Annotated in this window: 7 protein-coding genes; all 7 read right to left on the minus strand. The window is 37.3% G+C overall.

What is annotated here, in order from left to right:
• Nucleotides 1-235: 235 nt before the first annotated feature.
• The 7 genes from K4L44_08265 to K4L44_08295 all read right to left on the minus strand — a co-directional run bounded on the left by K4L44_08265 (nucleotide 236) and on the right by K4L44_08295 (nucleotide 14,585).
• The gene (locus K4L44_08265) at nucleotides 236-1,345 is read right to left on the minus strand and encodes an undecaprenyl/decaprenyl-phosphate alpha-N-acetylglucosaminyl 1-phosphate transferase (protein QZE15811.1); all 1,110 of its coding nucleotides are present in this window, start codon (nucleotides 1,343-1,345) and stop codon (nucleotides 236-238) included.
• A 318-nt stretch (nucleotides 1,346-1,663) separates the two neighbouring features.
• Nucleotides 1,664-3,109 (minus strand): sodium:solute symporter family protein, encoded by a 1,446-nt coding sequence (locus tag K4L44_08270; protein QZE15812.1) that lies wholly within the window; start codon nucleotides 3,107-3,109, stop codon nucleotides 1,664-1,666.
• A 249-nt stretch (nucleotides 3,110-3,358) separates the two neighbouring features.
• Nucleotides 3,359-5,218, minus strand: coding sequence for an alpha-L-fucosidase (locus tag K4L44_08275; protein ID QZE15813.1), 1,860 nt, complete (start codon nucleotides 5,216-5,218; stop codon nucleotides 3,359-3,361).
• Nucleotides 5,219-5,263: 45 nt separating this feature from the next.
• On the minus strand, nucleotides 5,264-6,814 hold the full coding sequence (locus tag K4L44_08280; GenBank protein ID QZE15814.1) for a sulfatase-like hydrolase/transferase: 1,551 nt from the start codon (nucleotides 6,812-6,814) through the stop codon (nucleotides 5,264-5,266).
• Nucleotides 6,815-7,240: 426 nt separating this feature from the next.
• Nucleotides 7,241-10,621: a hypothetical protein gene (locus tag K4L44_08285; GenBank protein ID QZE15815.1), complete on the minus strand. Its 3,381-nt coding sequence runs from the start codon at nucleotides 10,619-10,621 to the stop codon at nucleotides 7,241-7,243.
• 578 nt (nucleotides 10,622-11,199) lie between these two features.
• Nucleotides 11,200-12,315: a ribonucleotide-diphosphate reductase subunit beta gene (nrdB, locus tag K4L44_08290; protein ID QZE15816.1), complete on the minus strand. Its 1,116-nt coding sequence runs from the start codon at nucleotides 12,313-12,315 to the stop codon at nucleotides 11,200-11,202.
• Nucleotides 12,316-12,332: 17 nt separating this feature from the next.
• A complete protein-coding gene (locus K4L44_08295; protein QZE15817.1) occupies nucleotides 12,333-14,585 on the minus strand; it encodes a ribonucleoside-diphosphate reductase subunit alpha in 2,253 nt (750 codons plus the stop codon).
• Nucleotides 14,586-14,641: the final 56 nt, after the last annotated feature.

The raw sequence follows: 14,641 nt of genomic DNA on the forward strand, positions 1-14,641 counted from the left end.
TTACTTAATGATTTAATAATGTGAACTTTATTTCAGTAGAATCATCTTTTTCTAAACATTGTCTATCCCAAAGAAGATTCCTCACGAAAATTACAAAAAAATATCATAAAAATCATTCAGACAACCATTTCCTTTTCCATTCATACGAACAGAACCAATCTATCTCACTGTATACTTTGATTGCCATTATCTAAGTAATAGCATAATACAACACTTTTATCAATCCATCAGTTTCCTACGATATATCGGACGATTGCACCTCTTGTTTGATAGATCTCTTTGGTTTCATTACTGCATGACGATCAGTAAAGAATAACTTATCCTCTTTTGAAAAGAGACGTGGAATCATCACCTGTTGGTATGGGTCATCTTTTAAGATCAATCCCTTATGATGAATTATAAATGAAGGGATAGTACTTGCTACACCCAAAATGGTAAAGATATAAAGCATCAGCCACTCATTCCCTATCGATTGAAGAAGAAATACCGAACCTATAAGAAAAACATTAAAAGCCAAAATGATTGTTGTAGACTTTATATGTGAAAATCCTAAAGCCAAAAGTCTATGATGAATATGATTCTTATCTGGTTTTAATGGAGACTTATGTTGAATCGTTCGAATAACAAAAACACGAATCACGTCATACAAAGGATAACTTAATATCCCAAAGGAGACAATAGGAGAAGAATCCACAGGATATGGGATAGAATCTGGCATATTATTTAGTGTATTGAATTCAATGATTAAGATAAACATAAAAACTCCTATCAACATAGAACCAGTATCTCCCATAAAAATCTTATTCTTTCCACTCTGTATATTAAAATAGAAAAAACTAGAAAGCCCTCCTGCCATAGTAAAACAGTAAATCGAAAATTCATAGACCCCATTGATTGCAAACCAAATCCCCAAAACAGTAAGAATACAAATAGAGAGCCCTGATGCCAAACCATCAATACCATCAATAATATTAAATGCATTAATGATGACGATACAAGCAAAAGTAGAGATAATAAAACTAGCAATGAAAGGTAATCCTTCTACACCTAAAAAGCAATGAAAAGAAGTTAATCTAAATCCTCCACCTACTACCAATAACGTTGCAACGAAGAGTTGTACCATTATCTTTTTACTAGGAGAGAGAACCAAGATATCATCTTTTAATCCTAAAAACAGGATGATAGTCATACAACCTAAAATCAAAGACATATTAGGTAAAGACACCCATGAGACAATCGTTGTTGTGGCTCCAATCATTCCTAAATAAACAGCAAGTCCACCCAATGTTGGGACAACAACCCGACTAGCTGATCGACCATTAGGTTCATCAAAAAGACGTTTCACTTTTGAAACATGTATTAAGGTGGGAATACACAAATACGTTACTAGAGCAGAAAAAATAACTGCAAAAAAATGAATAATCAAAATAGACATAGCACACAAATAATCGGTTCAGTTGGGGGAATAGCAACCAATATTAAGAGAGATCAAAACACTCATAATAATATTCGGGAGAAATAAAATTACCAACATTAATTAGAACCTATTCTTTTCACTTTTATTGTATACTATTATTAAAAAACAAAAAAAAATAACGTTAGAAGTACGTATAACAGACGAATAAAGGACAAGCCTTTTAGTCATCATAAAAACATTTCAAATCTAATCTCGTATCATTGAAATAAAGGCTTCTCCTTTGTTATTTTTATCAGGCCAAAGAAAGCTTCCAAGCCCATAAATCAACAAAGAAAAACCTATCCCTATGAGAGCCTGTTTTACAGAGGCAACCTCCCAACAAACTGGAAGAGGAAATCCCATCGCAACCAACAAGTTATAACTAGAAAAAAGCAATCCAAACACCATGGACAACCAAGCAGCCCTACTGCTCCCTTTAGACCACACAAAGCCAAGTACCACAGGTACGAATGCTCCTGTTGTTAAAAAATCAGATCCAATCCATGAGATGGTTAATACTGACTGTACACGCAAGGCTATAAATAGAGAAACAATTGCTACAATAAGCGTAGAAAGACGCCCAACCCAGACCAAACGACGAGGTGATGCATTAGGGGAAACATAGTTTCCATAGATATCCAAGGTTAAAGACATAGCTCCTGTATTCACTAAAGAGTCCATTGTCGACATAATTGCAGAACATAATCCAACAAACAGAATCGCACTAAAAAACGGATTTTCCATATTTAACACCATATCAGGAACAATACCTCCTTTAGGAACATTTTGATAAAAAACAGAGGAGAACATTCCTGTAAATGTCACCATAAGATAGAGAGGAATAAATACAAAAAAACTAATCAGCATCATTCTCTTTGCACTACGTCCATCCTTTGCTGCCGACACCCTTTGCCATACATTAGCCTGTATCATCCAAGAAGCACCAAAAGTGATCACATAGGCAAGTTGGTCAGAAACACCATAGAAGAAGTCACAATATCCCTCTTTCCCATGACTTTCTGCATAAGCGACCACCTCATCATATCCACCAGAGCGCTCATAAGAAATATAGAATAGCACTACTGCTGTTATCAAAAAAAACACAAATTGAATTAAATCCGTGAGAACCACTCCCTTAAAACCTCCAAAAAATGAGTAGCAAACAACCACTAGAGTACCCACAGTAGCACCTACCTCATAAGAGACGCCAAAGAATGAATGAAAAAAACGACCAATAACAATAACTTGCACAGCAGCTGTTATCACCATAAAAACAATAATAAAAATCGTTAAAAGCAAAGAAACTGAACGATTATACCTTTTCTCTATCAGCTGTGGTTGCGAGATCGTTCCTATTTGACGTATAGCCTTAGAAAACAAGAATAACAAAAAAGTAGATATCAATACAGGAACCCCATATATCCAAAACGAATTTATCCCATTTCCATGAGCATGATCTACTAAATCGATCGCCGAACCGCCTCCCCACCAAGAGGCAATAAAAGTGATAGCCAACGACCACGAAGGCAACTGTCTTGAAGCTAAAAAGTAAGATTCACTATCATCACTATTTCTATTCTTAATCCCAACCCATATAATAATAAGAATATAAAAAGCAAGAAAGTATAGTGAAAGTGTAGAAGACTGTATCATTAAGGGGGGATATTAAAAACGAGATTATATATTAGACAATTTGGTCTACATAAAACTGCAACATAATAGAACAAAAATAGGGCAATAAAATGATATATCCTATCATATTCCCCCTCTGATATCTCTTGCAAAAAAGAATGATTTAACGGTAAGGATAAAAAGAATCAACCATAAAAAAGAAAAAAGAGGCTCGGTTTATACCCGAAGCCTCTCTTACCAAACATATACAATATAGATACAGAGAAAAATCTATGATTCTACCGGAATCAATTTGATGGTTTTAATATCAATATTCATCGTTTTATACTTAGGGTTTTGCTTCTTGAACTCCTTTATAGTAGTCACAAAAGGAAAGTCTTCTCCCTGTGAAATCTGCAAAGTATTTCGACCAATCTTTTTAAACGACACAACACCGATCGATTTGGTTTTATATCCCTTAAGACTCTTTTTCTTCTTTGTCTTATTATGTGCGGTTTCATTGCCATCAATCATGTCCAACTTAGCATGCCACTTTCCACTTCCAAAAAGTGTAAAAAGATAAGGATCATTTCCAATTATAAATTTAAACTTCTTTTGATCAAATTTCATTCGATAAGTTAACTCTACTCGGTAAGAACCTACCTGTGTCACATTCACATCCCAACTTCTTGAGAAATCCTTTAGGATTGAGCGATAGCTCTCTTTTCCATACTTACCATAACAGATTGCGTCCTCTCCATGAATAACAATAGAGTGATCTCTTTGAGGCATAATCATTGGATCAACAATATCCAAAGCATCACTTAAAGAGACTTTCAAACCACTTAAATATGCATTTGGTTCAATATTTGAAAGATCAACAATCACATCATGTCCATCTTTTCGAAAAGAGAGGCTCTTGCTCATATCTTCCATACTTTTAACAGAAACAACATTAGACACCAATCCTGGAATACGCAGTTGATTGTTTTCTGGCCAATCATATACATAGAAGAACAGTTCATTACCTTTCACAGTACATTCTCCCCAAGGCAACTTCTTAAAGGGATTGTTATTCACACCCCAAATACCTTGATTATGATTCTTCATCCACAATCCTATTCCAGCCAAAACTTTTTGCTCATAAGGAAGAACAGTACCATCAGGCTTAGGTCCTATATTCAACAAGAAGTTACCACCACGAGCGGCTACTTGAACCAATTTTCTTACTTGCTGTTTCACCTGAGCAGGAACAGGGTCTCCTTTCACCCACGACTTATAGCCCCAAGTATGATAGAAAGTACCAGGAGTCTCCCATGCCATGGTATCCACAGGAACATCAGGAACATGATTGTCTGGCATGGTAATAAAATCACCTTGATTGTTCATCACACGACCATTAATCATACAGTTAGGCTGAAGCGAATGAACCGTATTTGCAAACCTTTCACTCTGTGCTCTTGTAGGCTCTCCCATATCAAAAAATAGTTCACAGATATCGCCATAATTCGACAAGATCTCTTTCAATTGAGCAACTTGATAATCCGCATTCTCTTTAGACACCTTACTAAATACTGAGATTTTACCATCAATTGGGTTTACCTCTGGGTTCGGACCATTAAAATGCCAGTCAGGTGTCGAATAGTATACCCCTAGTTTTATTCCATATTTCTTACAAGAGTTAGCCAATTGCTTCAAAATATCCTTTTTATATGGGGATGCATCCATGATATCGAAATCGGTAAGTTTACTATCAAACATACAGAACCCATCATGATGTTTGGCTGTCAACACCACATACTTCATCCCGGCATCTTTAGCCATCTTTACCATGGCATCCGAGTCAAACTGAACTGGATTAAATTGCTTTGCAATATCGGCATATTCATCATTTGGAATGTGAGCATGACGCTGAATCTGTTCACCCAACTTTTCTATCTTTTTGCCTTTCCAAACCCCCGCAGGAACAGAGTATATGCCCCAATGGATAAACATTCCAAATTTCATATTTTGCCAGCTCTGAATAGACTGTCTATCAGTCTTTACAGAAGTTACCACTTCACTCTTCTTTTGGTCACATCCAACGAAGGAGGTAGCGATCAAACTGCAACATATCAGCTTAACCAATGATTTTTGTATCTTAAAAAACATAATATTTTATTTATAACCTTGCTTACTTTTTGAAATTTATTCTTATTACTTAATGGACGACGCAGGCGTCCACTTAGTGGACTCATCATAAACAAGCTTTTCGTCATACACCTGATAGTCCCTATGGTTATGAAGATGTTTTAATGCAACTTTCGGTTTCGTATACTTCGTCATAAAACGAAGTCCTCTTTTCGTCTTCCAGTATGGGTGATCTTTAGTTAAACCAACATATTCGGTCGACAACAGCTTCTTGAACATTTTCAAAGTCTCTTGAGATGATTCACGATTCTCTGCTCGGAGATACCCCTTTCCATCATTACTATCTCCACAGTAATAAAAACGTCCATTAGGAACACCCAAAATTGGATCTACGACTTCTAGCATATGATCCTTTGTTCGCAACATCTGAGTAGAAGCCGAATAAGCTTGAATCACGGGTTTATGAGTATCCTTGGCTCCTGTTAGGAAAGGAGTCATATCTACTCCATCACAAGCAAATCCTTCAGGATATCCTATACTAGAAAGTCCAACTAAAGTAGGAAGAACATCTGTTGCATCACAAATTTCCCTTGTCATACCACGCTGTTTCACCCCTTTTCCTGCAACAATAAATGGTACATGGGCAGCACGCTCTACTCCGCGTGATTTTGCAGTAACTGCGGTTCCATTATCAGCAGTAAAAACAATCACCGTGTTTTCTAACGCCCCACTACGTTCCAAAGTCGTCATGACTCGACCTACTAGAATATCTACATAATTAATCATTAACTCAAAACGCTTATTATTCGAAAGTCTAGAATCTTTTTTAGGATTATTGGATCCACAATCAGTGGTTAATGGAGTCTCAATATATGGCCCATGAGGTAGTGTCATTGGGTAATACGCAAGAAAAGGGTTCTCTTCTTTTGACGCACTCTCGATAAAGTCACAAATAAACTCACAAAATATATCTGGACCAAAATCATTCTTGGTTGTCTTCACCTCTTTATGATCTTGGATAATACATGGGTGCCAATAACGAGTACTTTTAACTCCAGCACCAGATTTAGACTTTGCAGGAATTTCAACACCTCCACCCCACTTTTTACCAGTGATCTTTTCATAAGTCTCCACGCCTTCCCACATACAGTAGGTATCAAAACCAACCACTTCATCATCTTGATGCTCGGCTCCTCCAATATGCCATTTTCCCGCAACTGCAGTTTGGTAACCTTGGTCGTTTAATATTTTACTAAATGTTGTATGATAATTGAAAATCTTCTTATTCTGACCTCTCTTTCCTTTACCTTCTGGTATTGCAAGTTCATTATAATACGAACCTGTTGTAGTAGCATAACATCCACTCATAATTTCAGCTCTTGCAGGACTACAGATCGCGGAGTTCCAAGCTGTCCCAAATACCACTCCTTGATTGGCCAATCTATCAATATTTGGTGTCTTCGTATTTTGGTTTCCATAACATCCAAACATATCAAAACTTACGTCATCACACATAATCACAACAAAGTTTGTCTTCTCGGCGATCTTCTCTGCAGCAATACCCATCGAACCACTTAAAAGAGAAGCAGCACCTAGGAGTAGTTTACATTTAAGCATATCTACATTATATTAAAAAAGATTTGAAATAAATAGTATCGCATCGGATCATCTCCAACCCTAAACATTACAAATGTATAAAACAGCATCTCCCCCAACCTACACGATATTCCCAATTAGTAACAAGATAGTAACGATCCGAATTGAAACAAGACACATACCCTTATCGTTCAGACACTTCTTTTTACCAACAAAATAATACGCACCTATAGAATCACAATAACACACAAATAACAACAATACAACACAGACAACAACACACTACAAATCAAAACATTACGAATCAACACAGCTATAACACCGAGCACCACTACCCTTATTACCAGACAATTAGAAATAAAAAAGCAGCAATGGATAGAACTCCTATTGCTGCCTTTTACGACTCCATATGTTTATAATCTATGGATATTTCACACTTCGACGATACTACGATTCATACGATGCAATCTTCTTCGCAAAAACATCTTTTAATTTGCTTGTCTCTGCCATGTTACAAATGCGCTTCATAAGATCTAAAGAAGACAGTTTCTCATCAAAATGAGCCATATAGGTCGAATATCTTTGAGAAAAGCGATACGACAAAATATCTGCAGCATCCCACTGTATCTTTTGGTTTTCTCTAGCTGTCAATCTAAGGATATGAGGTGTTAACTCCAGACTTTCTTTCATCTGAAGCAACAATAAAGAGATCTCAGTTGGAGACAAAAGTTTCATGTCTTCTACAAAGTCTATGCTCAGATAAAGCTCCTCTAAAATCTCACCATATATATTATCTGGGGATCCTTTTTTTGTTGCCTTCAAATGATAGTGAGTCAAAAATCTCACCACATAAGCACGCTCAAAACCAAGAGAAATCAATAGGTCACAAAAAGGTTCTATCATCTCTTCATTCTCACATGCACGACACCAATTACGATAGTAGTCATCCACACGATTTATGTACCCCATACGAACAAACATATAAAGAGCACGATGACGAACCTCTTCTGACTCTTTCCAAATTACATCGTCCAAAGAAGAGGGAATATAATCTAGTATTTTGGGCATTACCTCTCTCTCCACGGGTCCAAAATCCCCATCCAAAAAGAGATAGTCAGAGATCAACTTCAGATAGCCTCGGTGTGCAGTCTCAACAGCGATATTCTCCGCCTCACTCCTAGCCCACTTTGGCTTCTCTTCATGGATTATTCGACTCGTAAAATCATCAAGTGCATCCGCCATCTCTTTTTTCTGTAAAGCATCAAATTCAGGGATAGGTTTGATTTGATGCACTGCTTCTAGAAATCTCTTCTTTGTATCATAGTCTAGATAATCTACAGCCTCCACAATAGCCTGTTTACGTCGCTTCTCTCTATCCATACCAAAACTACTAGTCTCTTCTAGACTATCAGAGAAGGCATAGTCAGAGACCATCGCCATGAAGTGATCGTAACGCCATTCTCTTTGGTTTGAATCTATATCAAGCACATAGATATTCTCTGTAATCTCCCATGCAATAATATATTTTTGAGCCACTCGCACCTTCTGTAGTTTGTCTATAAATTCCACCACATCATGAAGTGTATAGTGGCGATGAAAATGATTGGTAGGCACAAATGACTTAAACACCTCATGAATACACTTTACGGGTGCCATCTCAATAAACAACATAAAAAAACGAAGGAATACATTGCTCATAGTTCGAGGAAAAGCATCATAACTGTAGAGAGTAGCTGCCAACATCAAACTAAAAGAATCCTCTTCTAAGACATACAAATGTCTCAATTGCGAATTATTTTTTTCCTGCGATCCGATTTGATGAAACAGTTCAATAACCTCCTCCACAGGGATAGACTTTGATGCAGACATCGCCTCTTTTTTCGCAGCTTCAAAACGTTCTTTCTCCTCAGAAGTAAGGCAATCTACCCCACCCTTCATGAGTTTTACCAAGATGTCTTTGGGCGGAGGAGCAGGAAGTTTTGGTCCTTCACAATAGCTTCTTACCAACGCCAACAATCTTTTTTCTTCAGTCTTGTCCTCCTCATAAGAGAAAAAACCGTCCTCCTTCATGATACGATCAAAAACCGTCCAGAAGCTTTCATTAAAAAAGTCCATTAAAGGGCGTAACCGCTCAGAAGGCATCAATCCCCCCTCTTTGTAACAGATATACGCAGTCGAAAGAAGTTCACTAGGACGAACATCATTACTCGACTCTAGTTCATGTGCATATCGCAACATTTCATTGTCAAAATCCACTCTTTTCACTGAGCGAACATCTTTCAAGACCTTCTCCCATGGCTCTTTACATTGCTGATAAAATCGATAGATACGCTCTAAACTCTCCGTTGGCATCGCATCATCCAGTTGGGGATACATACTGATTGCCAACGTCTGAAGAAAACTATCATAATCATCAGCACTGGTATAACGCTCATCAAAATGCTCTTGAGATAACATTCGATATTCATCACACACTTTCTGTGCAACAAACTCATCAAAAGGCTTCTTTCCTTGAAGTGCAAAAAGAACATCCATCAGACGCAAACAAGAGGATACTCCCGATGTATCGGCTCCATTAATTCTCACCTGCATTCCTTCCACATGTGCATCTTCATTATAGTAGGTCTCAAAGAAAAGGTGAATCATCTCATCCAACTCCCCACCAAAATATTCAATACGAGCCTTCAATGCAAGATCATTTTTTTCGCAAATATAAGCCAAAGAGCTTGGTTCTATAGTATCCAGAACCTCAACACCTTCTCCTGTCTCAACATAGCGAAGAATCTCCTCCCCGTTCGTAAACCCTTTTACAAGAAACTCTCTATTCTCTTGGTCTACATCCACCTCATACTCATCATAAGAATCACGTGCTATATCAAAAGAATTACGAAAGAAAAGATCTTTCGCTTCCACTTTGGACATGATCTCTTCCACATTTTTATTAAACTCCCAGAACTTCGCTTCATATGTATGATCTTCAAAAGGAGTCTCTCCTAACGAGCTACCTGGCAAAAAATTAAATATCGAGAAGATAAACCAATCACTCAATTTCACAGCCTCTCCCATATCTTCAATATGAGGAGGTACAGAACGGATATGAGCAAGAAATGCATCTAGTATCAGACTAAAATCGGAAGGATTCTCTTGACAATGATTCCACAAAAGCGTCCCTTTCTCTTCATCCTCGTCCTCACCATAATATTCTAAATCTTGATTCACCATAACAGACAACTGATAACTATTATAACAGTTTCCGATAGCTTTCAATACATGAGGATCACCATAACCATATTGCTCCACAAAATAGAGAAGATGTCCAAAACTATGAATCGCATGCTCATCATCCCAATAAGGTATAACATATTGAGCCAAAAGGTATATATATTGGGGGTCATTCAGTGCCAATACAAAAAGTATGTGATGACCAAATGTATGAAACTCATCAATCCATAAATCACTTGTATCATTTTTCTCAACCGACCATGCCACAATTTCCTTCGCGATATCCACGACCAAGGCATGAAGAGAGGGATCTTTCATGGCAGCGTCAAAAACCAATGTTTCACTAAAACGAATATAATCGTATTCAGGAGTATCTTTTTTAAAGTTACACTCCCCCATATTCATCACGGTACGCATACGAGTTAAATTCTCTACATCTTCATATGTGAATGACTCTCCGTCACTTTGAAAAAATAACGAAGAATACCCTTCACATCCGCCCAATTCGAAAGATCTATTTTTGGTCAAATCGTAAAAATGTTCCAGTGCCAATCTAAGAGATTGACTATCTGAAAGGTCTATTTTTTGCTGGGTCATAACTTTCATAAAAAACAAATTATTTTATATTCCACACCTCTCATGGATAGGGGAAAAATAGATTGTAAAGGTAAATATTACACCCCGACAACAAAACAATATCACCCATTTAATCGGATGTAATACAATATAAAGACAAAACATGGAAGTCTCTATTTTTTAATCATCATCGAGATTAAAAAACTTATTATAACCCGTAAAAACATTTATGATCGTAAAATAAAATCCAGATATGGCACAAAGACAGAACAACAATTAGAGTACAATACAACCTCTTCTATGGCATCATAAAAAAAATTCTGTCAAAATCTATCTCTCTCATATCAGACTACGACGAATACTACAAAAAAGAAGAAAAGATCGTGTGCTTAAAGAGGGTAGAGATAAGAGACAGAAAAACAAAACACCATTGATAATCCCTCCCTTCGACTAAAATACCTCCATACTTTAGACTCTCTCTAGCACTCACTACCCCCTAACGGTCAAAAAACACCCCAAACAACAGTAGCAAATAAGTCATTACAACATCTCATAGATAAAAAAGATACAATGCAATAGCATATATCAATCTCATAAAAACCATGAGCTCAATCAAAACGATAATCAATATCGTGCAAATCTAGATTTATTCCACCAACAACATAAGATGAGATCTCGGTCTCTTGAGGAAGAACCTCTACATGATCATTACGAAGCCAATTTTTCATCCATCCTAAAGGATTCTTTTTCACGCCATAGATCGGTTGCAACCCTATTGCTTTTAACCTTCGATCAGCAAGATAATGCATATACTGCGTTAAGATTTCCACATTTAACCCAATGGCCCCCTTGTCCCCAAAAAGATATACAGCCCATTGCACTTCCTGATCTATAGCATTGCGATACATCTGAACGACCTCTTTGTCAAGATCAGAAATAATATCTTGAAAGCCCTCCTCTTCATTATCTCTTAAATCTCTTATCAACCGTTGGGTCAATGCAAGATGTTCATTCTCATCACGTGCAATCAATTTCAATATTTTGGCATTTCCCTCCATCTTCTTCTGCTCAGCAAAGGCAAAAGAGCAGGCAAAAGAGACATAAAATCGTATCCCTTCCAAGATATTAACAGAAACCAAAGAGAGGTAAAGCTCTTTCTTTAACTGCATATCAGATACATAACGAGAATCAGTACAATCCTCTATTACTCTATAGTAAGACAAAGAAGTATAAAATTGATTGTAATAATCTGTAATATCCTCTGCTCTAGTTTGAATCACATCACTCTTCATAATATCGTCAAACACCACCCCTGGTTCATCATAAAGATTCTTTATAATATAAGAGTAACTCATCGAGTGTACATTTTCAAAAAAGCTCCATACCTGCAGTGCCTCTTCGACCTCAGGAATCGTCACCACCTGTCCAAAAGTCAATATAGGCGATCTTCCTTGTACACTATCCAATAATATTTGATACTTTATATTCTCCGTAAATATCCTCTCTTCATGCTGCGACAATTGATTAAAATCACTACGATCACGTATCAACGACACCTCCTCAGGTCTCCAGAAATAACCCAACATACGTTGTGTTATCTGCTCATAAAAAGGGTATTTTTGAATATCATAACGCTGTATGTTTCGCCCCTCACCAAAGAATATCTTTGTCTTAGTGAAATCTATCGCTTTGTCATCGTACAGCAACTGTTTTCTCTGCTCCATCTCTATCACTTTTTCCATTATACAGCACATGCTCCTGAATCACAACTATTCTGTTCCTCTTCACTCTCTTTTCCCGACCCATCATGAGTGTTTAAATAATATAAGGTCTTTATTCCATAATGATAAGCTGCCAACTCATCTTCTACCAACTGTTTCATGGAGACTCTCTCTCCTTCACATTGAGACAAATCATAATACAGATTGGTACTAATACTTTGATCTATAAACTTCTGAACTACTGCCACCATTTGAATATAATCACGATTTGAGAGCTGCCATGCAAAATCATACGAACTACTCAATTTATCGATATCAGGAAGAAGCTGAACCAAAGGACCATGCTTACTTAACTTTGTTGTTGCCGCTACTCTAGGAGGATCTACACCTGCCGTAGAGTTAGACACAATAGAGCTAGATGCTGCAGGAGGAATGGCACTGAGTGTCGAATTTCTCATCCCATACTTTAAGATATCTTGTCTTAGTGAGTCCCAATGACACTCCAGATTCATCTCATGAAGCGTATCGACAGCATCACAATATCTATCTATAGGGAGGATACCTTGAGCATAGGTCGTCTGATCAAATGCAGAACAACAGCCTCTCTCCTTCGCAATCTCTACGGATGCTTTTATCAAACCATACTGAAAACGTTCCATATAACGATGAATCATATTACGCCCCTTGATAGAGTGATAATGAACACCATGACGAGCCAAGAAATGGAACAAATCGGAAACACCAATACCCAAACTACGACGCGAATGAGTACTTCTCTCTGCCGATGTAAGAGGGTATGTTTGGTAATCAATCAGACGATCTAAGAAACGAACTAACAACATCGTTAAATTGTCAAGCTCCTCTATCGAATCGATCTTTCCCAAGTTAATATTACTAAGAATACACATCGCCACCTCTCCATCCTCATCTTCTACATGTTCTATTGGCTTGGTTGGAAGAGTAATCTCCTGACATAGGTTGCTCATATAGATAGGAGAGGCAAATGCACTGTTCGTATTTACATGATCCGTATTAAAGATATAGACACGTCCCGTTTCAAAGCGCTCTTGAAGAATACTCAGATAGAGATCACGTGCAGACACTTGTCGCCTCCGAACATCCTCTCGTGTTTCATAACGTTCATACAAAGAGGTAAAATGACCTAGGTCTTTGCCATACATACTCTCATAGAGGTCAGGACACTCCTCCATTGAGAAAAGTGTAATACTACGATTTTCCCTCACTCTCTCCCTAAAAAGTCGATGAAAACCAATAGATAGGTCCATACGTCGAACCCGATTCTCTTCATTCCCTTTGTTATTCTTCAAACGGATAAACTGCTCTATCTCCCAATGAAAAAAAGGAATGGTTGCTGTCGCACCACCACCACGAATAGAGTTCTGTGTAAAACTTTTGGTGGTAGCCTCAAAAATCTTCATAAAAGGAACCAAACCTGTATGGATCACCGAACCATTCTTAATCTTTGCTCCTTTTCCCCTTATTCGACCCAAATTCAGACCAATACCAGCACGTTGAGCAGTATAATAACCTATAGCACTATTAGAAGATAATATAGAGTTGGTCGTATCATTAATATCTATCAAACAACAAGAGCTAAATTGCTTCAATGGGGTACGAACACCTGAAAGAATGGGAGTAGGTAAAGAGATCTTAAAGGTAGCAATAGCATGATATAGTGACAATACCAAATCATCTCTCTTCTCAAGGGGTTCATCTTGAAACATAAACATACCCAAAAGCATAAAAGCTTCCTGAGGAAACTCAAATATCGCCCCATTCATACGATCCTGTACAAGATATTTATCCACCATCTGACGTAAACCAGAATAGGTAAAAAGGTCGTTATATGATGATTTTAAAGAGCCATTGAACAACTCCCACGAAGCCTCGTCATAACGATGAATCAATGCGTCATCATATACTCCAATGGCAACATTTTGAAGATAAACCGCTCTTAACTCTCGACACTCACCCAAAGGATTCACCTCCAACTCCAACTTATGCATAAATAGTTTTGCAGCAAGAAATTGGTAAGAAGCATGTTCTCTATCAATATTCGAAGCAATGACACCAATCAAAATATCAAGAGCCTCCTTCTCTGAAATCATATCATACAAAAGCTTCTCAAATTCCACCTTTATATGATTTAAAAACAGGTCTCTATCTTCACCATAAAAGCACAACAACTCCTGCCATAAAGACCAATCATAGTCTTTTACTTCTCCCGAATAACAAACTATTTTTCTTTGCATTCTATCTTTTCTTTAATGATTAAAAGAGTAATAGATACACATCGAAGCATAAGTAT

It is taken from the genome of Prolixibacteraceae bacterium, from assembly GCA_019720755.1.
Lineage (GTDB): Bacteria > Bacteroidota > Bacteroidia > Bacteroidales > Prolixibacteraceae > Halosquirtibacter > Halosquirtibacter laminarini.